23 protein-coding genes are annotated in these 24,795 nt (G+C 35.6%); 6 read left to right on the forward strand and 17 right to left on the reverse strand.

Annotated features, from left to right (window positions below; all coding sequences use genetic code 11):
• From nusB to B9T25_RS08825, 6 genes are read left to right on the forward strand one after another with little or no spacing between them, the layout of a single operon-like run.
• Positions 1-450 (forward strand): transcription antitermination factor NusB, encoded by a 450-nt coding sequence (nusB, locus tag B9T25_RS08800; protein ID WP_004649642.1) that lies wholly within the window; start codon positions 1-3, stop codon positions 448-450.
• Between the two features lie 21 nt (positions 451-471).
• Positions 472-1,404: a thiamine-phosphate kinase gene (gene thiL / locus B9T25_RS08805; protein ID WP_086188070.1), complete on the forward strand. Its 933-nt coding sequence runs from the start codon at positions 472-474 to the stop codon at positions 1,402-1,404.
• Positions 1,382-1,909: a phosphatidylglycerophosphatase A gene (locus B9T25_RS08810; RefSeq protein ID WP_086188071.1), complete on the forward strand. Its 528-nt coding sequence runs from the start codon at positions 1,382-1,384 to the stop codon at positions 1,907-1,909. The genes thiL and B9T25_RS08810 overlap by 23 nt, the downstream gene beginning before the upstream one ends.
• A gap of 17 nt (positions 1,910-1,926) precedes the next feature.
• Positions 1,927-3,291, forward strand: coding sequence for a bifunctional UDP-N-acetylglucosamine diphosphorylase/glucosamine-1-phosphate N-acetyltransferase GlmU (gene glmU, locus B9T25_RS08815; protein ID WP_086188072.1), 1,365 nt, complete (start codon positions 1,927-1,929; stop codon positions 3,289-3,291).
• Between the two features lie 12 nt (positions 3,292-3,303).
• Positions 3,304-5,142: a glutamine--fructose-6-phosphate transaminase (isomerizing) gene (gene glmS / locus B9T25_RS08820; RefSeq protein WP_086188073.1), complete on the forward strand. Its 1,839-nt coding sequence runs from the start codon at positions 3,304-3,306 to the stop codon at positions 5,140-5,142.
• Positions 5,143-5,201: 59 nt separating this feature from the next.
• Positions 5,202-6,572 (forward strand): phosphomannomutase, encoded by a 1,371-nt coding sequence (locus B9T25_RS08825; protein ID WP_086188074.1) that lies wholly within the window; start codon positions 5,202-5,204, stop codon positions 6,570-6,572.
• 58 nt (positions 6,573-6,630) lie between these two features.
• On the opposite strand, the gene galE is transcribed toward B9T25_RS08825, so the two are convergent.
• The 17 genes from galE to rfbC form a co-directional block, all read right to left on the reverse strand.
• On the reverse strand, positions 6,631-7,650 hold the full coding sequence (gene galE / locus B9T25_RS08830) for a UDP-glucose 4-epimerase GalE (protein WP_086188075.1): 1,020 nt from the start codon (positions 7,648-7,650) through the stop codon (positions 6,631-6,633).
• On the reverse strand, positions 7,643-9,316 hold the full coding sequence (gene pgi, locus B9T25_RS08835; RefSeq protein WP_086188076.1) for a glucose-6-phosphate isomerase: 1,674 nt from the start codon (positions 9,314-9,316) through the stop codon (positions 7,643-7,645). The genes galE and pgi overlap by 8 nt, the downstream gene beginning before the upstream one ends.
• On the reverse strand, positions 9,316-10,572 hold the full coding sequence (locus B9T25_RS08840; protein ID WP_086188077.1) for a nucleotide sugar dehydrogenase: 1,257 nt from the start codon (positions 10,570-10,572) through the stop codon (positions 9,316-9,318). Before B9T25_RS08840 ends, pgi begins: the two co-directional genes overlap by 1 nt.
• A gap of 12 nt (positions 10,573-10,584) precedes the next feature.
• Positions 10,585-11,460 carry a UTP--glucose-1-phosphate uridylyltransferase GalU gene (gene galU / locus B9T25_RS08845; RefSeq protein WP_086188078.1) on the reverse strand — a complete coding sequence of 292 codons (876 nt, stop codon included), beginning with the start codon at positions 11,458-11,460 and terminating at the stop codon, positions 10,585-10,587.
• 27 nt (positions 11,461-11,487) lie between these two features.
• The gene (locus B9T25_RS08850) at positions 11,488-12,123 is read right to left on the reverse strand and encodes a sugar transferase (protein WP_086188079.1); all 636 of its coding nucleotides are present in this window, start codon (positions 12,121-12,123) and stop codon (positions 11,488-11,490) included.
• 578 nt (positions 12,124-12,701) lie between these two features.
• The gene (locus B9T25_RS08855; protein WP_086188080.1) at positions 12,702-13,733 is read right to left on the reverse strand and encodes a lipopolysaccharide biosynthesis protein; all 1,032 of its coding nucleotides are present in this window, start codon (positions 13,731-13,733) and stop codon (positions 12,702-12,704) included.
• A gap of 1 nt (position 13,734) precedes the next feature.
• Positions 13,735-14,874, reverse strand: coding sequence for an NAD-dependent epimerase/dehydratase family protein (locus tag B9T25_RS08860; protein WP_086188247.1), 1,140 nt, complete (start codon positions 14,872-14,874; stop codon positions 13,735-13,737).
• Positions 14,868-15,455: an acetyltransferase gene (locus B9T25_RS08865; RefSeq protein ID WP_086188081.1), complete on the reverse strand. Its 588-nt coding sequence runs from the start codon at positions 15,453-15,455 to the stop codon at positions 14,868-14,870. The genes B9T25_RS08860 and B9T25_RS08865 overlap by 7 nt, the downstream gene beginning before the upstream one ends.
• On the reverse strand, positions 15,452-16,255 hold the full coding sequence (locus tag B9T25_RS08870; protein WP_086188082.1) for a glycosyltransferase family 2 protein: 804 nt from the start codon (positions 16,253-16,255) through the stop codon (positions 15,452-15,454). The genes B9T25_RS08865 and B9T25_RS08870 overlap by 4 nt, the downstream gene beginning before the upstream one ends.
• An 8-nt stretch (positions 16,256-16,263) precedes the next feature.
• Complete coding sequence (locus B9T25_RS08875; protein WP_086188083.1) at positions 16,264-17,310, reverse strand: EpsG family protein; 1,047 nt, start codon at positions 17,308-17,310, stop codon at positions 16,264-16,266.
• A gap of 106 nt (positions 17,311-17,416) precedes the next feature.
• Positions 17,417-18,628: a glycosyltransferase family 2 protein gene (locus tag B9T25_RS08880; RefSeq protein WP_086188084.1), complete on the reverse strand. Its 1,212-nt coding sequence runs from the start codon at positions 18,626-18,628 to the stop codon at positions 17,417-17,419.
• Complete coding sequence (locus B9T25_RS08885; protein WP_086188248.1) at positions 18,625-20,130, reverse strand: lipopolysaccharide biosynthesis protein; 1,506 nt, start codon at positions 20,128-20,130, stop codon at positions 18,625-18,627. The genes B9T25_RS08880 and B9T25_RS08885 overlap by 4 nt, the downstream gene beginning before the upstream one ends.
• Before the next feature lie 160 nt (positions 20,131-20,290).
• The gene (locus B9T25_RS08890; protein WP_086188085.1) at positions 20,291-20,791 is read right to left on the reverse strand and encodes a hypothetical protein; all 501 of its coding nucleotides are present in this window, start codon (positions 20,789-20,791) and stop codon (positions 20,291-20,293) included.
• Between the two features lie 49 nt (positions 20,792-20,840).
• Positions 20,841-21,908 carry a DegT/DnrJ/EryC1/StrS family aminotransferase gene (locus tag B9T25_RS08895; protein WP_086188086.1) on the reverse strand — a complete coding sequence of 356 codons (1,068 nt, stop codon included), beginning with the start codon at positions 21,906-21,908 and terminating at the stop codon, positions 20,841-20,843.
• Positions 21,908-22,996, reverse strand: a complete 1,089-nt coding sequence (locus B9T25_RS08900) for a DegT/DnrJ/EryC1/StrS family aminotransferase (protein ID WP_086188087.1) — start codon at positions 22,994-22,996, stop codon at positions 21,908-21,910. Before B9T25_RS08900 ends, B9T25_RS08895 begins: the two co-directional genes overlap by 1 nt.
• 4 nt (positions 22,997-23,000) lie before the next feature.
• Positions 23,001-24,023, reverse strand: coding sequence for a polysaccharide biosynthesis protein (locus B9T25_RS08905; RefSeq protein ID WP_086188249.1), 1,023 nt, complete (start codon positions 24,021-24,023; stop codon positions 23,001-23,003).
• 191 nt (positions 24,024-24,214) lie between these two features.
• Positions 24,215-24,769: a dTDP-4-dehydrorhamnose 3,5-epimerase gene (gene rfbC / locus B9T25_RS08910; RefSeq protein WP_086188088.1), complete on the reverse strand. Its 555-nt coding sequence runs from the start codon at positions 24,767-24,769 to the stop codon at positions 24,215-24,217.
• Positions 24,770-24,795 lie beyond the last annotated feature (26 nt).

A 24,795-nucleotide genomic window follows, 5' to 3' on the forward strand; every position in this document is an offset into this window, starting at 1 on the left:
ATGTCGCAAACACTTCAAGCTACTTATGCAGCGAAACGTAAAGCACGTCGCTTTGCTGTACAAGGAATTTATGAATGGCAGATGAGCCACAATCCAGTCCATGAAATTGAAGCACGCACGCGTGTGGAAAATGCCATGCACAAAGTGGATCTTGGCTATTATCATGAATTGTTGACTCAAGTGGTTGCCAATCATGAAGCATTGGATGCGCTCCTAATCCCTGTGCTTGACCGTGAACTGAATGCCCTAGATGGCGTTGAACTCGCGGCACTTCGTCTAGGCGCATATGAACTCAAAGATCATCTTGAAATTCCATATCGCGTTGTTTTAGATGAATCGATTGAGCTTGCTAAACACTTTGGTGGTGCTGACAGCCATAAATACATCAATGGTGTATTAGACCGTTTAGCAACCAGCTTACGTGCAGCAGAAAAGCAACAAGCCGACTAATTTTTTCAGTAGATTTGTTGTATGGCTGAGTTTTCCATCATTGACACTTATTTCAATCGACAGACTGTTACACCTAACGATGGCAACTCTGTCGACTTAGGTGTCGGTGATGACTCAGCCTTGCTCACTCCCCCACCCAACCAACAATTGGTCATCTGTGCCGATACTTTGATTGCGGGTCGACATTTCCCTTTAGATACCTCTCCGCATGCCATTGGCTGGAAATCTGTTGCCGTTAATTTATCAGATATTGCTGCAATGGGTGCCAAACCACACAGCATTTTGCTGGCGTTGAGCTTACCCCAAATTGATCATGACTGGCTCAAAGGCTTTAGTCAGGGTTTATATGATTGTTGCGATCAATTTGGGGTCAGTTTAATTGGTGGTGATACCACGCAAAGCCCACATCTCACCCTTTCAGTCACAGCCCTCGGCTGGATTGAAACTGGAAAAGCGGTAACGCGTTCGGGTGCTCAAGCGGGTGACTATATTTGCGTGAGTGGACACGTTGGTGATGCCGCTTTTGCTTTACAGCACCTAGGTCATGCACTACAGAAACGTTTGGATTATCCGACACCACGTTGTCAGCTCGGACAACAGCTTAAAGGCTTAGCCTCAAGCATGATTGATGTATCGGATGGTTTAGCCCAAGATTTAGGTCATATTTTAAAAGCATCCGATGTCGGTGCTCAAATTCAATTGGATAAACTACCAATAAGCGAAGTACTCCGTATTTTAGCCCAAGAAAAACAATGGCAATATGCCTTAGCGGGTGGCGATGATTATGAATTATGTTTTACCATCAGTCCGCAAAATTACGATAAACTAGTGCAACAACAATTAGATATCAATATTACGATTATTGGACAAATTACTAAGCAGAAAGGCTTAATTTTTGAACTGGATGGTGCACACTATCCACTGCAATTTCATGGATACCAACACTTTGCATAAACCCGCAATCAATTTTAAAAACATGTCTTGGTTAAACCGCTGCATTGTGTTTTGTGGGGTTGGATTTGGCTCTGGACTGCTTCCAAAAGCACCAGGCACCTTTGGTTCTGCTTTCGCATTGTTATTTATTCCGATTTGGCTGACATTGGGATTTTTCAATGCCACATTGGCTATGATTCTCATGTCTATTATTGGCATCTATATTTGCGGACAAACCGCAAAAGTCATGGGTGTTCATGATGATGGTCGTATTGTTTGGGATGAGTTTGCTGGACAATCGATTACCTTTTTACCGCTGATTTATTTAGGCATGATGAACTGGTATTGGGTCTTGATTGGATTTGCTTTATTTCGTTTATTTGATGTATGGAAACCTTGGCCTATCAGCGTGATTGATCGTCAAGTGGATGGTGGTTTTGGCATTATGTTGGATGATATTATCGCCGGCATTTGGGCCGCACTCTGCATCTTCATTTATTTATATTTTGTGATTGGCTTAAGCTAAAATTTGTAGGATTGCATATGTCTACTAGCGTTATTATTCTTGCTGCAGGTAAAGGAACACGTATGCGTTCAACTTTACCGAAAGTATTACAACCTCTTGCAGGACGTCCTTTATTGGGACATGTGATTGAAACTGCAAAAAAACTCAATGCCGCAAATATTATTACCATCTATGGTCATGGTGGAAATCTAGTTCAACAAGCATTCGCCCAAGAAAATGTAGAATGGGTTGAACAGGCCGAACAACTCGGCACAGGTCATGCCGTGAAAGTGACTTTGCCCGTGTTACCCAAGGATGGCGTATCGCTGATTCTCTCGGGTGACGTGCCTTGTATCACTGAGGCGACCTTAAGAAAATTACTGCAAGCATCGCTAGAAACTGGGATTGGCATTGTCACCCTTACGGTTGATGACGCCACAGGCTATGGTCGTATTGTGCGTAAAAATGGTGCAATTCAAGCCATTGTTGAGCATAAAGATGCCAACGATGAACAACGAAAAATTAAAGAGTTTAATACCGGTATTTACTGCGTCAACAATGCCAAATTGCATGAATGGTTACCCAAGCTTTCCAATGAAAATGCGCAAGGTGAATATTACCTGACGGACATTATTGCCATGGCGATTGCTGATGGTTTAAGCGTCGCTTCGGTTGAACCTGAATTGGCTTTTGAAGTTGAAGGGGTCAATGACCGCGTACAACTGGCAACGCTGGAACGTGAATTCCAAAACAACCAAGCCAAAAAACTGATGCAGCAAGGGGTACACTTAATGGACCCCGCACGTTTTGATTTACGTGGCAATTTAAGCGTAGGGCTAGATGTTCGTATTGACATCAATGTGATCATTGAAGGTGATTGTGAATTTGGTGATCAAGTCGAAATTGGTGCAGGTTGCGTGATCAACAACACTAAAATTGCAGCAGGCACAAAAGTTCAACCGTATAGCATATTTGATAATGCAATTGTCGGTGCAGATGCCCAAATTGGCCCTTTTGCCCGTTTACGCCCCGGTGCTAAACTTGCCAATGAAGTGCATATTGGTAACTTCGTTGAAGTGAAAAACTCCAGTATCGGTCTAGGCTCTAAAGCCAATCACTTCACTTATTTAGGCGATGCTGAAGTGGGTGCAGGTTCAAATATTGGTGCAGGTACCATCACGTGTAACTACGACGGTGCGAATAAATTTAAAACCATTATTGGCGACTCCGCTTTTATCGGTTCAAATAGCTCGTTAGTTGCTCCAGTCAATATTGGCAATGGTGCAACGGTTGGTGCAGGATCGGTGATTACTCATGATGTTGCAGAAAATAGTTTAGCTTTCGAGCGTTCAAAACAAGTGACCAAAGAAAACTATCAACGCCCCGAAAAAGTGAAAAAATAAGAGGATTTAAATATGTGCGGAATTGTTGGTGGCGTTGCTGAACGTAATATTATCAATATTTTAATTGAAGGTCTAAAACGCCTTGAATACCGTGGCTATGATTCAGCAGGTGTTGCGCTGATTAATCAAGGTCAAGTTTTACGCGAACGTCGTGTCGGTAAAGTGGTTAATTTAGAACAAGCAGTACATGAAGCAGATTTAATCGGTTCATTGGGAATTGCTCATACCCGCTGGGCAACCCATGGCAAACCGACCGAAAACAATGCCCATCCGCATCTTTCCGGTACAGTTGCGGTGGTACATAACGGTATTATTGAAAATTATCAAGAACTCAAAGATGATCTTGAAGCTCTCGGTTATGTTTTCACTTCACAAACAGATACCGAAGTTGTGGCGCATTTAATCAATGATGCCTTAAAATACACCTCTAGTCTTTTAACCGCAGTGCAACAAGTTGTTCCACAATTAAGAGGTGCTTATGCACTCGGAATCGTGCATACAGAGCATCCAGATGAACTAATCACGGTTCGTGAAGGTTCGCCGCTGGTGATTGGTGTCGGTATTGGTGAGAACTTTATTAGCTCTGACCAATTGGCTTTACTGCCAATCACCAATCGTTTTATTTACCTTGAAGAAGGTGATATCGCACGCCTAACCCGCAGCAGTATTGAAGTATTTGTTGACGGTCAATTGGTTCAGCGTCCTGTGAAAGAGCTAGATGCAACCGTGAGCACGGCATCTAAAGGCGAATATAAACATTACATGCTCAAAGAAATTTATGAGCAGCCAGAAGCCATTCAACAAACCATTTCCCAAGCACTCAATGACAATGCATTACGTGACGATTTCTTAAAAGAAGCAGTTGCCGATTTTGAAAGCATTCAACAAATACAAATCATTGCCTGTGGTACTAGCTACCATGCTGGTATGATTGCAAAATATTGGTTTGAGCAACTGATTAATCTGCCTTGTCAGGTGGAAATTGCCAGTGAATTCCGCTATCGCACACCAGTTATTGTCAATCACACACTATATGTCTGTATTTCTCAGTCTGGTGAAACAGCCGATACTTTAGCCGCGCTGCGTGATACTCAGAAACGTGCATTGGCAAAAAACTTAGACATTGTCACCATGACTATTTGTAATGTGGCAACCTCTTCAATGGTACGTGAAACCAAGCATAGTCTACTCACTTTAGCTGGACCTGAAATTGGGGTGGCTTCAACCAAAGCATTTACCACTCAACTTGCTGCACTGATGTTGTTGGTTTTAAAAATTGGTCAAGTGAAGCAAAGTATTGCTGTGGAAGAAATGACGAAAATCATTACTGATCTATGGCATACACCAAAAGTTATTTTAGACACCTTACAGCAAAATAAAGATATTTTACGTTTATCTGAATTGTTTGTCGAAAAACAACACTGCCTATTCCTTGGTCGTGGCACAGAATTCCCGATTGCGCTTGAAGGTGCATTAAAGCTGAAAGAGATTTCTTATATTCATGCAGAAGGCTATGCAGCAGGCGAACTGAAACATGGCCCGCTTGCATTGGTCGACAATGATATGCCTGTGGTGATTCTTGCACCGCAAGACGACATGCTGGATAAGCTGAAATCGAATATGGAAGAAGTCCAAGCCCGAGGTGGAGAGCTGTTTGTCTTTGCCGATGAAAATAGCGGTATTAAAGAAAAAGATCGTCAACACGTGGTTCATGTTCCAAGTATCAGCCCCATTCTTGCGCCCATTGTTTACAGTATCCCTGTTCAATTGCTGTCTTATCATGTCGCTGTACTGCGTGGTACCGATGTTGACCAGCCACGTAATCTGGCAAAATCAGTCACTGTAGAATAACTTCGAATAAAAAGGTCGGTTTAAACTGACCTTTTTATTATGCATTAATGAGAAAAGTCATGACCCAACTCACTTGTTTTAAAGCCTACGATATTCGTGGCAAACTTGGTACAGAACTAAATGAAGACATTGCCTATAAGGTCGGTCGAGCTTATGGTCAAATTTATCAACCTAAAACAATTGTTGTCGGTGCGGATATTCGTCTAAGCAGTGAAGTATTAAAACAAGCCACCATCCGTGGTTTAAATGATGCAGGCGTTGATGTCCTCGATTTAGGCATGACAGGCACAGAAGAAGTCTATTTCGGTGCATTCCATCTCGATGTTCAAGGTGGTATCGAAATTACTGCAAGTCATAATCCAATGGACTATAACGGGATGAAATTGGTCCGTGAAAATGCCCGCCCGATTGGTGCCGATTCAGGTTTAAAAGAAATTCAAGCACTTGCTGAATCTGGCAAATTTATAGACGTTGAAAACAAAGGTACTGTGCAAAATTATAATATTGTGCCTGAGTTTATTGAACATTTAATGACCTATATTGAGCCTGAAAAAATCAGTCCTTTAAAGCTGGTGGTGAACGCAGGTCATGGTGCGGCAGGTCATGCAATTGATGCGATTGAAGAAAAATTTAAGCAACTCAATATCCCTGTTGAATTTATCAAAATCAATCATCAGCCAGATGGTACTTTTCCAAATGGTATCCCTAATCCTATCTTAGTGGAAAATCGTGCCAGTACTTCTCAGGCAGTGATCACTCATCAAGCTGATATGGGCATTGCTTGGGATGGTGACTTTGACCGCTGTTTCCTTTTTGATGAAAAAGGTCAATTTATTGAAGGCTACTATATTGTCGGCCTACTGGCTCAAGCCTTCTTGCTGAAGCAGTCAGGCGAAAAAATCGTGCATGATCCACGCTTGGTTTGGAATACTCTAGCCATCGTCGATGAACTGCAAGGGATTGCCGTGCAGTCGCAATCTGGGCATTCATTCATTAAAGAGATGATGCGTGAACACAATGCCGTATATGGCGGTGAAATGAGTGCACACCATTATTTCCGTGATTTTTCTTATTGTGATAGCGGCATGATTCCATGGCTATTGGCCATTGTCGTGTTATCAGAAACCAAACAGTCTCTTTCTGCGCTAGTAGAAAATATGATTGCCAAATTCCCGTGTAGTGGCGAAATCAATTTTAAAGTTGCTAATACTGACCAAACCATTCAAAAGATTTTTGATCATTATGCCGATCAAAAACCAGAAACAGATCAAACGGATGGGGTAAGTTTAGACTTTGGAACATGGCGTTTTAATGTCCGTGCTTCTAATACCGAACCATTACTGCGTTTAAATATTGAAAGTCGTTTAGATCACAATCCTAAACCGATGCAAGACTATGTCGCTGAACTCACCGCATTAATTCAGGGCTAACCCTAGCGTTGAAATTAAAAATGGGAGCAAATTTGCTCCCATTTTTAATGGATATGGTTTAATTTTTATAACCCGCTGGGTTTTGTTTTTGCCAATTCCAACTGTCTGCCAACATATCTTCTAGAGCATATTGTGGCTGCCAACCCAATTCTGCTACAGCACGTGCATTATCGGCAAATGACGTTGCCACATCACCTTCACGACGCGCTACAAACTCAAAAGCAACGGCTATACCATTGACCTGTTCAAAGGTATTTTTGACTTGTAAAACTGATGAACCGTTGCCTGTGCCAATATTCCAAACACGACAACCTTGAGCCTTTAAACGATTATTCAAAGCACATAAATGTGCATTGGCTAAATCGACCACATGAATATAATCACGTACACCAGTCCCATCAACCGTATCGTAATCATTACCAAAGATCGATAATTTCTCACGTCGTCCCACTGCAACTTGAGTCACATAAGGCATCAGATTATTAGGAATACCTTGTGGGTCTTCGCCAATGCAACCACTTTTGTGTGCACCAACAGGGTTAAAATAACGCAGTAATGCAATTGACCAGCGTTCATCCGCGATAGAAAGCTTTTGTAAGAGCTGTTCTACAATCAGTTTAGTGTAGCCATAATTATTGGTTGGTGTGCCTGTTGGCATCTCTTCACTCAATGGTGAAACATTGGCTTCATCATAAACCGTCGCAGAAGAACTAAAGACTAAAGTAAAGACACTAGCTCGCTCCATGGCCTTAACCAATTGAATAGAACCTGCAATATTGTGATCAAAATATGTGAGTGGAATTTTCTGACTCTCTCCAACAGCTTTTAATCCAGCAAAATGAATGACCGCATCTATTTGATGTTGCTGAAAAACTTGGCCTAAAACTTGCCCATCTCGAATATCGCCTTCAACAAAGGTTAAGGTTTTTCCTGTAAGCTTTTGTACACGCTTTAAAGACTCTTCAGAACTATTAGAAAGATTATCAAGAACAATAACCTCATGCCCAGAATTTAACAGTTCAACACAAGTATGTGATCCTATATAACCTGCGCCACCTGTTACTAAAATTTTAGCCATTTGTTTTTCCTAATAAAATTCGGATTAAACCTTGGGTCGAGGTATCTAGACTTGCTATATCTTGAAGCTCACCATTTAAAATCGGTAGCAGTTGGTTGGCAATTTCTTTGCCTTTTTCCACGCCCCATTGATCAAATGGATTAATATTCCACAGCACGGACTGCACAAATACCTTATGTTCATACATCGCAATCAACATGCCTAGACTATAAGGATTTAACTCTTGCAGTAGAATGGTGCTGCTGGGTTGATTACCGACGTATTGTTTATACATAGGTAAAGCTGCTAATTCAGCTTGATCTAATGCCTGATTACCAAAAGCCAATAAACGCGACTGTGCCAAGCAGTTAGATAAAGCTAAATGATGTTGCTCTACTAATGCTTCTGCATTTTCCGCATAGGTAAACTGATTAGTATTATAACGGTGTACAGGTGCAATAAAGTCACAACTTACCGCATGTGTCCCTTGATGTAACAATTGATAGAACGCATGTTGCGCATTGGGACCAACTTCGCCCCAAACAATGGGGCAAGTATCAAATTGTACTTTTTCACCATTACGTTGAATCGACTTACCATTCGATTCCATTTCGAGTTGCTGTAAATATGGTGCAAAATATTTTAATCTGCCATCGTATGGCAAAACTGCATGGGTTTGAATATCTAAAAAATTATTGTTCCAAACACCCAGTAAAGCCATCAGTACAGGAATGTTCTGCTCAAATGGCGCTGTTTGGAAATGTTGATCGATTGCATGTGCGCCTGCTAAGAAATGCTTAAAACCTTCTACACCTACAGTTAAAGCAATCGGCAAACCAATACATGACCATAGTGAATAACGACCACCGACCCAATCCCAAAGCAAGAACTGATTTTCAGGAGCAATTCCCCACGCGGTCATTTTCTCAGGTTTAGTCGAAACACCAATAAAATGATGTTTTAAAATTTTAGAGTCTTGACCAAATGATTTTTCTAACCACAACCTCGCTGTCTGAGCATTCGATAGCGTATCAATAGTGCCAAATGACTTTGATGAGATAATAAACAGAGTCGTTTCAGGACGAAGCTGATGTAACAAATCTGAAAGTTGACTACCATCAATCGTAGAAACAAAATGTACATTAAGTGGTTTTGCCGTGGCTTGCTTAAAGTCAGATAAAGCACGCACCACCATCAGGGGCCCGAGATCTGACCCACCGACTCCAATATTGACAATATCCTGAATCACTTCACCTGTAGCACCACGATATTGCCCAGCATGAATTTTTTCAACCAAGGCATACATGCGTTGTAATTGATCATGTACCTGATTTGAAAGTTTTGGGTGCATATCATCCTGTTCAGGAAGACGTAGAGCCCAATGCATTGCTGCACGCTGTTCGGTATAATTGATTTTTTGTTCTGAAAAAAGTTGTTTAATCCAACTACCCAAATCTTGTGTTTCAGCCCACTGAATTAAAGTATTCAATACATTCTGGTCAATACGATGTTTACTATAATCTAAAACAATCTGCTCGAACTGCACTGAGAACTTTTGAAAACGCTGATCATCTTGAGCAAACAATTCATTTAAATGGGCGTGCTCATACTGTTTTTTTAAATCATTGAGTTTCATTAAAATAGAGGCATTATTTTTAGCTGGGAAATGCTGTATAGGATTTGTCATTAACGCCCAACCCCCATATAAGAAAAACCTTGATTTTTAATATATTCAGGATCATAAATATTACGACCATCCAAAATCAGTGGATACTTCATTATTTTGAGTAAATCAGAATAATTCGGGCTCCAATATTGTTTCCATGCCGTTAATAGGCAAAGGGCATCTGCATCTTGAGTCGCTTCATATTGGTCTGTGCAATAGATTAAATCTGAACGACGCCCATATACTTTTTCTATTTCAGATAAAGCTTGCGGATCATGCAATTGTACTTTAACACCTTGTGCCCACAAAGCTTCCAGCATCGCATGAATAGGAGACTGTTGAATACTTGCTGTATTTTCCTTAAACGAAGCACCCCAAATAGCGACCGTTTTATCCTTTAAATCGCCATGGTAATAATTCCAAAGTTTACGGAATAAAATCTCTTTTTGCTGCTCATTTATATTCCACACTTGAGAAAGTAACTGACTTTTCGTACCTGTATCTGACACAGTACTGGAAAGGGTCAAAATATCATGTGAGAAATTTTCTCCACCAAAGCCAGCTCCTGGGCTTAAATAAGATGAGCCTATACGACTATCTGCCGCCATGCCCTGACGGACATGTTCAATATCAATCCCCAACTTTTCCGCAACCAATGCCAAATCATTGATATAACTGATACGCGTTGCCAACATGCCAGAAATACTAAGTTTGGTAAATTCAGCATCTAAAATCGGCATAAACAAATATTGCTGTTCACGTGGAAATAATGGGCGCAGTAACTCTCTAATTTTGATTTGGCTTGAATGTGAAGCACAGCCGACTACCAACTGTTTGGTTTGAGTCAAACTTTGCAGTGCATTACCTTCTTGAATAATATCTGGTAAATAGATCCAATCATCTTCTGGCAAGATTTTTTCGAATTTTTTAGTACCATGCAAACCTAAAGTTGAAGCATTGATCATCAATTTCGGATGAAGAATCGGACGCTGTTTCAGTTCTTTTAAAATCTCAATGACTTGATTTTCTTCAGTTGGATTAAAACTAAAGAAATAAGCATCGATATCTAAATCAACATCTTTGAATTTACAATATTTTAAAAAACTATTATTCTGCTGTTTATCAATCAGTTGTTTTACAGCTTCATCTTGTATGTATGCTTGCTCAAGCATTGGCTTTTTAAGTAATTCACACCAAAAAACTTGATGCCCACATTCAGCCAATAATGCAGCCATCACACCTGAATATAATGTTTTCCCAAATATTGCAACCTTCATATATTCACCAATTTATAACGCAAGTTCTTTAATCAGCGCTTTAAAATCTTCACCCAATTGTGGATGATCTACCCCATAATGCAATACGGCTTTTAAATAACCAATTTTACTACCGCAATCAAAAGTCTGACCTTTCACATGATAGGCCTCAACATTATCTGTTTGTTGTAATATTGCAATCGCGTCAGTTAGTTGAATCTCATTACCTGCACCTTTTGGTATTTGTTCAAGCAATTGCATTATTTTGGCAGGCAAAATATAGCGACCAACCACCGAAAGATTAGAGGGTGCTGTACCCGTTGGTGGTTTTTCAACAATCCCCTGCATGACAATACTCTGACCTTCTGTAGGAGATTGTTCAACATCCACAATACCGTATTGATCAACCAAATGATCTGGCACCGCTTCAACCATAATTTGTGAGGCTTGTGATGCATTAAACCGTTGAATCATTAAACTAAGATCATTTTCAATGTCTGAGTCCTTAACCAACACATCAGGTAAAAGTACGGCAAAAGGCTCATTACCAATAATATCTTTGGCACAAAGCACTGCATGCCCTAAACCGAGGGGTTGTGGTTGGCGCACACTAACTACACTAACGTGAGCAGGTAAAATTTCAGTAATTTCTTTAAGTAAATCATATTTTTTTTTATTTTCTAAAGTTGTTTCAAGCTCAAAATTGCGGTCAAAATAATTTTCAATCGATGCTTTTGATGAGTGTGTCACAAGAATAATTTGTTCAATACCGGCAGCCACGGCTTCACGGACAACGTACTCAATGGCTGGACGATCAACTACAGTCACCATTTCTTTGGGAATCGATTTACTTGCTGGTAAAAAACGTGTACCGAGCCCAGCAACAGGGAGAATTGCTTTTTTGATCATGACAAACCATATAAATAGAAGAAAATATTACAATGAAGTTGATTTAGATTCGGACTCAGCCCCTTTCGATGTCTTTGAGTTACAAAAACGTGCTGCTCCTACTGCTTGATCAGGTGCATTAATCCCTTCTTTTGCTAACATTACTTTAATAGTTTTAAGCATAATTTTAAAATCTAGAAATATTGATTGATTTTCAACGTATTCTATATCCAACCCAAATTTTTCTTCCCAAGACAAATTATTACGTCCGCTCACTTGAGCCAGCCCAGTCATGCCTGGCTTGACTTCATGTCGGCGCATTTGATCTGCAGTATAGTGTTCCAAAAAGTCTTTCATTTGCGGACGTGGACCAACAATGCTCATATCGCCTTTTAACACATTAATTAACTGAGGCATTTCATCTAAAGTTGTTGAACGTAATTTATGCCCAAATGGTGTAATCCTTTGATCATCTGGCAGAAAGTTCCCCTCTTTATCCATAGCATCTTTCATGGAGCGGAACTTAATCATTTTAAACAATTTTCCATCTTTGCCCGGCCGTTCTTGGTTGAAAAAAATTGGTGAACCTAGATTTTTTTTAACTTTATAGCCAACTAATATGAAAATTGGGAAAAGTAGAATTACAGCAATAGATGCAATAATAACATCAACAAATCTTTTCATTTATATCTTCTAAACCTATGATTTAAAATATTTTTATTTAAAAATAAGATTAACCTAATTGTCTGTACGGCCTAATTTACCACGCAATGAGCACTAATTTATTTCAATATCTAATAAAGTAACATATTTCCTCTTTGATCCTCAATGTTCGGTATTAAGAAATAAAATCCATTAAGTTAAAACTACTATCAATAAAACTAAATTTACTGTCTACGAGTATTATCTATTTAAATACGTTAAATCACATCATAATTTAAACGTACAACCTAACTAATTACCCCAAATCGCGGATAAGAATTGACTTGAAAAAGATGACTGAAAGCTATTAGGGAGTTACCACAGCCATATATGGCTCATACAGCTTTATTCTGCACAATTGAGATTTTTTCAAAAGTTCGAAGCAACCTATTGGGAATGTCTAAAACAAAGTAACAACGTTTGAGAATACGATCTTCTCAATTGAAAGTTTCTAAAATGATGTTTATCGTTATTTGGTAGGAATTTACGTATCTTTATGATGTCATCAAAATAAACCAACGATTCAAATAATGAAATCATTGGCTCAAGCAGGATTCGGGTTAATTAATATTCCAATAATTAATTTCATTACCAAGAAAGATATCTTCTACCCAACCATCAATGGAACACTTTTCATATAAATCTTTAGGTATAGATTCATATTCATTACTAAAAAAATCTTTATCCAACTCAATATTATTACGATCTATTAAAAAAATATTATGCGGGTTAAAAAAAGGATAATCCTTGATATTTATATTCGTAGTTATAAGTTTTTTTCCTGCACCTATTGTTTCAAAAGTTCTCAAGGTCAGTCCTGACTGGTCAGGGTGACTGATATCAAGTACAACATTACTCTGGTCATAATATTCAATAATATTTTCAATGGTTAAACTTTTAAAGCTTAGTTTTTTGAAATCAAAATTTTTAAAACTAGGATCAAAATACTTTTTATACAAATAAACGAACTTTCCTTGCATATAATAGTAATTAAATGGAGTGAGACTGTTTTCCATACACCAATCTGCAATTTGATTGCTAATAATATAACGATCTGAATGGGCAGTTCCCAAAAATAAGAGATCAATGGACTGATTAGTTGCACTCTTATAAATTTGACGATAATTATCGGTAAAATAGAGTGGTCTGAAACCAATATTATATTTTTCAGCATCTTTTTTATCAAAAGTAAATTTTTTATGAAAATATTTTAAAATTGATAAACCATGACTATGATTTCCAAAACTATCCCACGTATAAAATATACGCTGACATTTTGGTTGTAATTTTATAAATTTTTCCAAAAAAAACCTAGGGATAACCTCTCCACGATTAACAAAAAAGAAATCAAACTCTTCATTTTTTATTAATTTTAAAATATTTTTATAATATTTATGAATTCTTTTTTGCAATAAATTTCTATTAATACGAATCAGACCTTTCGTAAAATTATTATTCGCAGGCCTTTCATCAAAATAAGTAACATGAGCACCATGTTTTTCCAACTGTTTAACGATATCCTTTTCCAAATTAAACGTTTGTACGCAAAAAAATAGAATTTTTTTCCCGTTTAGGTGCTCTAAGTTATTCATATTATTTATATAACCCTTTAGCCTTCATTTCATCAATAGATTTTTGATATTTATCTTCCTGAACTTCCTGAGTATTAACCCATTCAGCAAAGTTTTTCAGCCCTACCTCAAACGTAATTTTAGGAGTAAAGCCCAATAATTTATTAATCTTCGTTAGGTCAGCGAAATTGTGGCGAATATCACCCAAACGGTAATTACCAGAAACATTTATAGCGACATTGACACCATAGTTTTTAACTAACTCATTTGCCACTGTCAGCACATCTACTGCTACACCCGTTCCTACATTGAATACCTGATTATTGGCTTCATTCTTTTCCAGACCCAAAATTGTTGCGTCTACCACATCATCAATATAGACAAAATCACGGCTTTCCTTACCATCCTCAAAAATATTAATATTATTTCCATTTTTAATTTGAGTAGAAAAAATAGATAAGATTCCAGTATACGGGTTTTTTAATGACTGCCCTGGACCATAAACGTTCTGGTATCTAAAAGCTACACCTGCAATTCCTACAGTAGGACATACGGTTAATACCATCTGTTCTTGGTTTTGTTTAGTAATTCCATAAACTGAAGATGGATGAATTTTAGATTCTTCATCTGTACCGACCAATGTCAAAGCAGATGAACCAGAATATTTCACTTCGAAATCATTTTCATCCATAAATTCAGCAGTTCGCTGAGTTGGATAGACCGCACCCAACTCTTTACTCATATACTTACCTTCACCGTAAATTGACCGTGATGAAGCAACAACTACTTTTTTAACATTATAAGCGCCATTGACCAATAAATTGAGCATTAATGCAGTGCCATTAATATTCACATCAACATATTTTTCAACCTCATACATTGACTGCCCTGTCCCTGTCTCAGCAGCATAATGTACTATGGCATCTTGCTCTTCAAGTGCAGCTTCCCAATCAGCCCTATTTGTAACTGAACCGTGTATAAATCTAACTTTATCTTTAATACTTAAAAATAATGGTGACGTTTCCGTAGGATTATCTCCATGAATTTGAGGAGATAAATTATCCAACACTGTAACTTGATAACCTTTTTTAATCAGTTTCAAAGCCAAATTAGAACCAATAAAACCAGCACCACCAGTAATTAGTACATTTTTAATTAACATATTTTTTCCCATCTTTGGCTCTCAAAGTTATAGCATTTAATAGGTTTTGCTGGAGAACCCACAGCAATCACATAAGGAGGTAAACTTTTTGATACAACAGAATTTGCTCCAACAATTGTTCCCTTTCCAATTGTTACACCAGGCAAAACGGATACAAACTCACCTAACCAAACATTGTCTTCAATAACCACTGATTTTGAAAATAATGGGCGTTGATCAGGAGGAGTATCTGGGTGACTATCGTGCTCATTACCAGCATAACTACCATGTGCGCAATCAGATATATAAATTTTGCTAGCTAGTAATACATTATTACCTATGTTGACACTTTTAATTGCAGTAATATGTACATAGTCATTCATTTGGAAATTTTTTCCAATAAATAACGTTTTATTATTCTCTTGAGGATAGGCCTCTATTCTACAACCAACACCAGTTGTAAAACCTTCATCAATTTTTATAAACTTTTTCCCACGGATATCTATGGGAAAGCGAATAATTCTAGCTTTAGAAAATGTGAGATACGTTCTAATCTTACAATAAATAAGATAAAGCAATTGTGACAGGCTATATTTTTTCATTTTCGCATACCGACAATTAACAATCTTCTAATATATTTTAAAAGAGAGAACATACATAAAAAAGAAAATTCAAAGATATTTATAATTTTCATTCTTAAAGCTAAAGTAATATTTTTCAACTCACCTTTTTCCATTTCCCACAAATTGGCTGAAAGACCTGAATGACCAAAACTCGGCTTTCCTCCACCTGTTACGACTAGACTCTCATTTAATAAATAACAATTACTTTTATCGCAGACTCTTATCCAATAATTGCCTTCCTCAGCATATTTTTGACCTTCATCAAAAAAACCAACTTCAGAAACTACACTATTCCTCATCATAACAGTTGGTGGTGAGAGGAAATTTTTTAATAAAAGCAATCTAGAACTAATCTTTGTCACATTAGTAAATTTGTGACCTAAGAAAGTCTCAAAATATTCATTATTTCGATTAGTCGCTAAAACATCTATATCTGGATTTTTTTCAAATACTAAAAGTTGTTTTTCAATTTTATCAGATAACCACTCATCATCACTATCGAGAAAGGCTACGAAATCTCCATCAGCTAGTTTCAGTCCAACATTTCTTGCTTTTGATACCCCACCATTAACTTGATCTACTAGCTTAATATTTAAGTTTGGATTTTTAAGAAGGTAATCACCCACCACTTCATAAGAATCATCTTTAGAACCATCATTTACTACTATAATTTGATAGCCACCTTTATAAGATTGATTCTTAATAGAGTCTAAAGCCTTAACGATCGTCTTTGTCGAGTTGTACATTGGTATAACCACAGATATTAATGGTTTTTTCATATACTTACCTACTTGAATAAAACATTTTTGTAAGGTATTAAATTATTTTCTGTTCTTGTCTCGGCCATATCAACTTTAAGAGCACCTAAAAATTGTATTGAATAGAAAGCAACTAATAATAGTAAAGCTAAAACACGAATCTTTTTATCAAATACGAATAATAGCTGAGCCACTAATACTATTTCGAATATTTTAAAATAATATGCAATACGAGACAGTGCAATTACAGAAGAAAATACATTTAGATAAACTACATTCATAACAACCAGCGCAACAATATAAATATTATATTTACTCTTATCAATAATTTTTGGAGAAAAATAAACATATACTAGTGCTAAAGAATTTAAAATTAAAATTTTCAGTAGACTTACAGATTCACCAGTCTGATAGAATTCATAACGCGCACCTTTCGCAAAATAATATACCAGATTTCCAATATCAAATTTTAAAAATAATAATGAAAATAAAATTAAAAAATAATAGAAGCTATATTTAACCTTTGAAGAATATTGCCATACAACAAGGTGAGTAAAAAAAACAATAACTATAGAATAATGAATAGAAAAAGCCAAAATCATTAAAAACAAATAATTAAAGAATTTTTTATCTACTAAAAATGAAAAAGCATAAAAAGCAATTGCAATTGCTAATTCCTGCCTAATAATATTTAAAGAATTTAAAAATAAACCAGGTATTAGTATAAACAATGCTAATGCTATACTAGAATGTTTAGTATATTTTCTAATTCCAAGATATAAGAATATGTACGTTGCTAAAGCAGTAAAAAAAAATAAGCTTTGATAATCATCAAAAAGATATCTTAATATTTTTATAAAGAAAACATAACCAAACTCAATACCACTATGAAAAGTATCATATTCATAAAAATTGCGATACATTGCCCAATCATAGCCAGTTTCAAATCGGAACCCAACAAAAAACACCAACAGCATTAGAGCAAATATTTGAAAAAGCTGAACATTCGTTTTTATAGATGAATTTAATATGAGCAAAGCTATAATAATAGCAACAAAAAGGATATAAATTGTCACTTTAAATACTCTAATTTTTGAACTGTCAAACAAAGCATTTGAATCATCTTTATAGTACCTAGATATTTATAGAAACATAAACATTAATCGATCAATTAAATATAAATTAACTATTTAATATCTGGTAAAAATGACCATTTCCAGTTTTTCTTTCATTTTCAACTTTTGACTCTAGCTTATGTAAAGCCTCCCCAACCGTATTAGCATCAAGGCGTTCAATGTTTAGAAATTTATTGATACCAAAGTAAATACTATAGACTTTTGCCCAATATCGCCATTTTGCTCTAACAATTTTTTTTGAATGTGCATTCATCTGAACTTTTATTGCTTGGATTTCTTCAAGCTCATACTGCAATTGTAAAAATAATTCAAACTCTTCAGCAAACTCGGGAAATTCTGACAAATATTCAGCATAAATTATTGAAAAACTAATTTTAGAAATTAAATCAGCATGACCTACTTTCTTTAAAGCCTTCATTGCTGAATCTGGCCATACAGTTTGCGCAACGATACGTTTTGGAAGTTTATTTGACCATTGTGTTAATGTTTCTTTAGCGAACCAAGGCTGATGCTCAAAAACAGTATGATTATTCTTTTTTCCACTATTACCAGCATAACTTGCACCGGAAGCCCCTGAAATTATAAGGGGAAAGTTTAAATAATAATGTTTCTTTGCAAAAAAAACCAATCCAACAGCTGAAGACATATCAGCTATAGCACCAGGGAAATAGGTTCCTGTTTTTTCCTTCAATAAATTTAAAGTTTTTCTAGAAACGATACCATGATAAAGTCTAGTTATTCCATTTAGAGTCAAACAACCATTTTCCAGTAAAGAATTCAATCCTGAAACAGCATCCTGACTGTATAAATCTCCATTATGAGAATGATAGATCAGCATCCCAGCTAAAGATTTTCTTTTCCCATAATTCTTGTTCCTAAATTCTGGCCAGCAATATGAACCCTGTTTGCAATTCAATGAATCGACATCATTTTCCTTCATCCATTTCACTACATCTAAAGATTGTTTAATGATTCCATCATCATCACCCAAGAAACAAACATATTCACCTATAGAATTATCAATTGCATCCTCAGCATTCTGACAAACTGTAACAGGATTAATATTGTGAAAATATTTTAGCCGCGGATCATTGCTATAGTTGAGTAAAAAATTTTTAATTGGAGTATTATTTTCGGAGTTATCTTGAACTACGACTTCATAATCAGCGCTATTCCAGTCTAAAAGTTTCTCAACTAAATTAATTAAAGTTGAATATCTATTTTTTGTAGGTATAACTATACTTAAAAGAGGCCTCATTTATTATCACTCCTTATAAGATTTTGCTTCATAGAAAAATTAAATAACTTATTTGACGGATTACACCTATTATAAATCATTAGGTTAATAATAATACTGATAAAACCAATAATTACTGACTCAACAATAAATGCATAATGAAATTTCGTAAACATAGATAGCATCATTACAACAATTCCTACTGCCATAGTGATTAGCACAGGTAAAAAAACATCAAAGGACAACCACTTAACAGTATGCCCTACTAAAAACCTATTAGTAACGTACAGCCCCATAATAAAAAAGCTAATCAAATTAATAAATAACCAAGGAATAGCCGCCCCTAACATACCATAGTTTTTAATACAAAAAATCATTAGTGGAATAGCTATTAGCAAGCAAACACATCCTAAATATAAATTAATTTTTGTAAAACCATTGGCTAAAGCAAGATAAAAAGGAGTCAACTGCATGCATAAAAACAATCCGCCTAAAACCAAAAGTTTAACTACGTAATTAGTAGCTTGTGCAATTTCAGGCTTACCAGTCCATAATGTTACCAATTGAATAGAATAAAATGCAATGCAAAATGCAACGGGAGCAACTACTGCACTAATTAGAAAAGAATATTTATGATAACTTTTGCTTACTTCATTAATATTGGATTGTGAAACATAGCCAGTAAATAATGGAAAAACAGATATGATTATTGGACTCGCTATGACAGTTGGAACTTGTGCAAGTATACTTGCTATTGAATAATAGCCAAACTCTGTAAGACCTAGGTATTTACTAGTTACTAACTTATCAATTTGCATATTTATAGCAGAAATAAATGCGATTCCCATCATACCCAATGCATATTTATAATTATCTTTTAATAACTGAGATGAAAAAAATAATTTTTCTTTTAGCAATAAATTATATAGCCTATTTCTGAATATTAAAACCAATACAACATTACATATTATTTGCCACCAGAAATATACTTCCAATTTCGGAAAAAAATAGAGTGGTAATAAAACCATGCCAGAACGAAATACCCCCCAAATAATTTTTATCTTGTTTGATAGAACTTGATATTGCAATCCCTGCAAACCACCATCATATAAAGTTGAAAACAACTGAAAAGCTACGCCAACACCCATTAACCGAATATAATAAGCCACTTCATATGTTGAGTAATGACTTGAATGCAAAAAAAATTGTGAAATTTGGTCAGCTGAAAGTAAAACCACCACAATAATTGTTGCACAAACTACTACATATAAGCGCTCAAAAGTATATACAAGATTAGATTTTTCAATTAAAGAAATATCTCTTGCCAATTCACGTGTTAAAGTAGCCGTTAACCCACCATCAGCAAACACTAATAAGCCTAATATTACAGTATAGAAACTTATAATTGCGTAAGACTCTATACCCAATAAATCAAGATAAAATCTTATAAAAATAAATATGGATATAAAACCCCATAATTTACCTATATAATTTGCAATGATATTTTTAGTTACCTTGTTCACTTTATTAAAAACCTTCATTCATTTTCATTGCAATTGATTTCATAAAACTAGCAAACCAAATATCTTAAACTGATTTATTATTAATGACGAATACTTGAACTATTATCTAAATTTCAATAAAATTTGAATTAACTTTAAAGCTAATTATTTTACTTATCCTTTAAAATAGAATTCCATCATAATCTACAATTAGTTTTTCACTCATATTAATATTAAAAACCATCACTTTACTATTTTCACATTTAATCCGATATTCATTCCGCTTCAATTCTTTCCAATTTAAAGAACTATAATATTTCAACAAAGGCTCTTTACAAAATAACAATCCGATTTGATTTAAATCAGAAATAGTTTTATTTGCCTCTTTCATCAACTCGAAACCATATCCCTTACCTTTCTCTATTGCACATACATTGCCTATTCCTAAACCTTTTTTAGAAATATCATTTACAACCAAATCGATATCAATTAAATTCAAATAAGCAACACTTTTATTATCTAAAAGTAACAGCATATGAAAATCTGAATTTTTAATATTGTCTTTTATCCATTGCAGCTGCTTATCTAAACTAAAATCCCATTGCTTAGATTTTAAATCGACAATTTCTTTAATATCTTGACCTGTTGCATCTTGATGTTTTATCAATCTGATCTGAAACATTTTAATTACTCACCCCCATGACCAAACCATTTGATTCATTTAAACTTTCTCATTCATTAGAGTGAATCCACCACCCACATGGCAAAGCTAAAAACTTATTCATAAATTCATTCACTCCATTTAAGTTTTCAAAATTATTAAAAATGGAGTAAATATTATTATTGATATGAACGCCAGTTGCATACCAATTTTGATTACGAAAGTCTTGTAATGCTTGTGCTTTATTCTCACATAAAATACCAAAAACCCAATAATTCGGCTGAGTATTTGGTGTTAAATTTAGTGGTTTTATTGATGAAATTTCTTGAACTTGATCATTCCAATATACAGCGTTTTTTCTTTGCTTCTCTAACAAATTGGGTAAATCATCCATTTGCTTTAAACCAATATATGAATTAATTTCGCTAAGAGTTGCACCATAACCTTCTAAAACGATATCGCAATTTGGATTAATTTCGCCTGTAGATGTTCTAAAGTTCTTCCGATCTATACCATAATCACGCATCAGAATCGCTTTCTCGTATAAGTCTTTAGATCCAAAACTTATCGCTGCGCCATCAACAGTATTTGGCAGTCTAACCGTTTGAAAAGAAAATACCGTTAAATCAGCACCTAAATTTCCTGCTTTTTGAGTATTATACTCTGAGCCAAATGCTTCAATACAATCATCAACAACCCAAAGACCATGGTCTCTAGCTAATTGATTGATTGCTGCTATGTCACCTAAATAACCGCAAAAATGATTATGAAATATTGCTTTTGTTTTTGCAGTGATTCTTTTCTTAACATCCTCAACACATAGCGAACCAGTATTTGGATCAACATCTGCCCAAATTACTTTTAATCCCTTAATGACAAAAGGCTGATTCGATGCCAAACAACTTACAGGAGAAGCGATTACCTCATCGCCTGGATTTAGATTTAATATTGATAGTGCTAACAGCATAGCTTGATTATAAGAATTTACCGAAAGTAAGTACGGAGTCCCTATAAATTTAGCTAACTCTGATTCAAATAATTTTCCATATTTTCCATATGCTAATTGACCTGAATAAAGAATATTTTCTAATTCAGGTAAAATATCATTAGGCATATAAGGTTTAAAGATCGGAATCATTACCAGCCTTTCCTAATCAATCCAATCATCTTATCGCAATCATCTTTGGTTACCCACCATCCACACGGGATGTGTACCATCTTTTCATAAAATTCATCTAAATTAACCAATGTCGTTGGATGATCATTCAAATATTCATGTAAATCATTCCGCTTATGAAGTTCAGATGCAGCAATACCATTTGCTTCCATCATTTTGATAAAACCAGCTCTATTATCCACTTTTAATGTGTATAACCAATAAGATGGCTCTGAGTTATCATAGTACTTAATTAACTCTACACCTTGTATATCCTTTAAATTTTGATCAAGATATTTACCATTTTCTATATATTTATCAACAATTTTATTGATTCCTTCCAACTGTAGAAGGCCTACGCAAGCATTCACATTGTTCATGTGATACTTATAGCCCTGCTCAGTTATATTATTATCTAATCTGGTTTTCTTTTTATCTAGTCCAAACCATCTGATAACTTTCCCTTGCTCATAAAGTGCCTTATCTTGAATTTGCAAAGCCCCACCATCTATTGTTGTTAGATGTTTTATTGCTTGAAAAGAAAATACTGTAAATGGAAAGTGATTTCCTGTTTTTTTACCATCAAATTTAGCACCAAGTGCGTGTGCGGCATCTTCAATTACAGGAATATTATACTTTTCAGAAATTTCCTTAATTTTTTTTACATCGACAGGAATACCCGCATAATCTACAACTATGATTGCTTTCGTTTTAGAGTTAATTGCTTTTTCAATCGATTCAGGAGATATATTCCCAGTATTATAATCGATATCTGCCCAACGAACTTTCGCCCCAACCATTTTAATCGCTACATTGGTAGGCTCTGCTGTTAATGCCGTACTGATCACTTCATCACCTTGCCCAACCCCAGCTAATATCAGTGCGATATGTAATGCTGCAGTGCCTGAATTTAATGACAGGGTATTTCCACTTCCGATATATTCTTCAAATTTTCTTTCAAAACTTTCAACAACATCACCTTGAGCAATATAGCCGCTATACAAAACTTGTTCTAAGCGAGGCATCAAAAGCTCTCTATCAGGTAAAGAGGTTTTTATAAGTGGCAACATTTTTTTATCCTTGATGTGATTTTAATTCATCTTGAACATAATCCAAAGTGAGCAATAATTCTTTTAACTCTTCAACGCTCAATCTATGTGTATTATGTGAATTATATTCTTCATCAAGAAAAGCAGGCGCATTTTCTTGTACGTATTTACTATAATTTAGGTCTCTAAAATCAGCAGGGATCCTGTAAAACCCCCCTAAATCATTGGCTTTCGCCATTTCCTCTTTAGAGCAAAGAGTTTCAAACAGCTTCTCACCGTGACGCTCGCCAATAATTTTAATCTCATTATCTGCATTAAAGAGCTCTTTAAGTGCCTGACCTAAAACTTCAATTGTTGCTCCTGGTGATTTTTGTACCAAAATATCGCCTGGATTACCCTGACTGAAAGCAAACATGACTAGCTCTACAGAATCTTGCAGTGACATCATAAAACGAGTCATATTGGGATTCGTAATGGTTAAAGGTAAACCCTCTTTAATTTGTTTAATGAATAATGGAATGATAGAGCCACGTGAGCACATTACATTACCATAACGCGTTGCAGTATAGACCGCCTCTATATTTTTTACTCGGGTATCTCTTGCTTTTGATACCGCTAATTTTTCCATTAAAGCTTTTGACATACCCATAGTATTAATTGGATAGACAGCTTTGTCTGTACTCAAAACGACTACACGTTGTACATTGTTGCGAGCGGCAGCTTCAAGCACATTTTCTGCACCTAAAATATTCGTTTGAACCGCTTGCATTGGGTAAAATTCACATGATGGAACTTGTTTTAAAGCAGCCGCATGAAAAACAAAATCTACCCCCATCATCGCTTGATTTATATCATTAAAATTCCGAACATCTCCAAGAATAAAATCAAGTTTTTCATTTTTATACTCAATTCTCATATCTTCTTGCTTTTTTTCATCACGGCTAAAGATTCTTATTTCTTTAAGTTGTGAATCTAAAAAACCTTTAATCATAGCGTTACCAAATGAACCTGTACCGCCCGTAATCAAAAGCGTTTTACCTTTAAACATATCAGATAGTTCTTGAACTTGTTTGGTTTCCATTTTGTCCTCAATTTTTTGTTTCATTATCTATGTAAAATATTGAAATCTATTTTGATCAGTGATTTCAATCATAGGTATGTTATAACTATTTAGATGACAGTAATATTTTTCGTACTGCTTCATCAAACACAATTTATTGATCAAAAATTTCCAAAACTTTAAATATTGGAAAATTGATTTGCCTCTTGATCTTTTTCACTCACTAATATTTCCGTTAAGCCATTCACTTGCCAATCTATAGCTAAGTCTTCATCATTCCAGATAATTGCGCGTTCGCTTGCTTTATTATAGTAATTTGTTGCTTTATACAAAAATTGAGTATTATCTTCCAACGCAACAAATCCATGAGCAAAACCTTCTGGAATCCAAAATTGTTTATGATTATCGCCTGAAAGTTCGACTCCAACCCACTGCCCATATGTTTCTGAATCTTCTCGAATATCAACAGCGACATCCCAAGCACGACCCTGTACGACACGTACAAGTTTACCTTGTGCATGTGGGGTCAACTGATAATGTAAACCTCTGAGTACACCTTTTTGCGAGAACGAATGATTATCTTGAACAAAATTTGGAACCTCAAGACCACGTTCGATTAAAACTTGCTCAAAGTTCTTCTGGTTAAAGCTCTCCATAAACCAACCGCGATCATCACCAAAGACACGTGGTTCAAGAATCAGTAAGCCTTTAATTTTTGTTTCAATAATATTCATTCGTATCGCTCAATTTTATCTAATCT

This window comes from Acinetobacter sp. ANC 4470 (assembly GCF_002135335.1).
Lineage (GTDB): Bacteria > Pseudomonadota > Gammaproteobacteria > Pseudomonadales > Moraxellaceae > Acinetobacter.

Coding starts and splice junctions, on each gene's coding strand:
- rfbC (WP_086188088.1), bottom strand. CDS start 24,769: ATGAATATTATTGAAACAAAAATTAAAGGCTTACTGATTCTTGAACCA.
- B9T25_RS08825 (WP_086188074.1), top strand. CDS start 5,202: ATGACCCAACTCACTTGTTTTAAAGCCTACGATATTCGTGGCAAACTT.
- glmS (WP_086188073.1), top strand. CDS start 3,304: ATGTGCGGAATTGTTGGTGGCGTTGCTGAACGTAATATTATCAATATT.
- B9T25_RS08865 (WP_086188081.1), bottom strand. CDS start 15,455: ATGAAAAAATATAGCCTGTCACAATTGCTTTATCTTATTTATTGTAAG.
- B9T25_RS08855 (WP_086188080.1), bottom strand. CDS start 13,733: ATGAATAACTTAGAGCACCTAAACGGGAAAAAAATTCTATTTTTTTGC.
- galU (WP_086188078.1), bottom strand. CDS start 11,460: ATGATCAAAAAAGCAATTCTCCCTGTTGCTGGGCTCGGTACACGTTTT.
- B9T25_RS08840 (WP_086188077.1), bottom strand. CDS start 10,572: ATGAAGGTTGCAATATTTGGGAAAACATTATATTCAGGTGTGATGGCT.
- thiL (WP_086188070.1), top strand. CDS start 472: ATGGCTGAGTTTTCCATCATTGACACTTATTTCAATCGACAGACTGTT.
- B9T25_RS08895 (WP_086188086.1), bottom strand. CDS start 21,908: ATGATTCCGATCTTTAAACCTTATATGCCTAATGATATTTTACCTGAA.
- galE (WP_086188075.1), bottom strand. CDS start 7,650: ATGGCTAAAATTTTAGTAACAGGTGGCGCAGGTTATATAGGATCACAT.
- nusB (WP_004649642.1), top strand. CDS start 1: ATGTCGCAAACACTTCAAGCTACTTATGCAGCGAAACGTAAAGCACGT.
- B9T25_RS08860 (WP_086188247.1), bottom strand. CDS start 14,874: ATGTTAATTAAAAATGTACTAATTACTGGTGGTGCTGGTTTTATTGGT.
- B9T25_RS08810 (WP_086188071.1), top strand. CDS start 1,382: ATGGATACCAACACTTTGCATAAACCCGCAATCAATTTTAAAAACATG.
- B9T25_RS08905 (WP_086188249.1), bottom strand. CDS start 24,023: ATGTTTAAAGGTAAAACGCTTTTGATTACGGGCGGTACAGGTTCATTT.
- pgi (WP_086188076.1), bottom strand. CDS start 9,316: ATGACAAATCCTATACAGCATTTCCCAGCTAAAAATAATGCCTCTATT.
- B9T25_RS08870 (WP_086188082.1), bottom strand. CDS start 16,255: ATGAAAAAACCATTAATATCTGTGGTTATACCAATGTACAACTCGACA.
- B9T25_RS08890 (WP_086188085.1), bottom strand. CDS start 20,791: ATGTTTCAGATCAGATTGATAAAACATCAAGATGCAACAGGTCAAGAT.
- B9T25_RS08880 (WP_086188084.1), bottom strand. CDS start 18,628: ATGAGGCCTCTTTTAAGTATAGTTATACCTACAAAAAATAGATATTCA.
- glmU (WP_086188072.1), top strand. CDS start 1,927: ATGTCTACTAGCGTTATTATTCTTGCTGCAGGTAAAGGAACACGTATG.
- B9T25_RS08900 (WP_086188087.1), bottom strand. CDS start 22,996: ATGTTGCCACTTATAAAAACCTCTTTACCTGATAGAGAGCTTTTGATG.
- B9T25_RS08850 (WP_086188079.1), bottom strand. CDS start 12,123: ATGAAAAGATTTGTTGATGTTATTATTGCATCTATTGCTGTAATTCTA.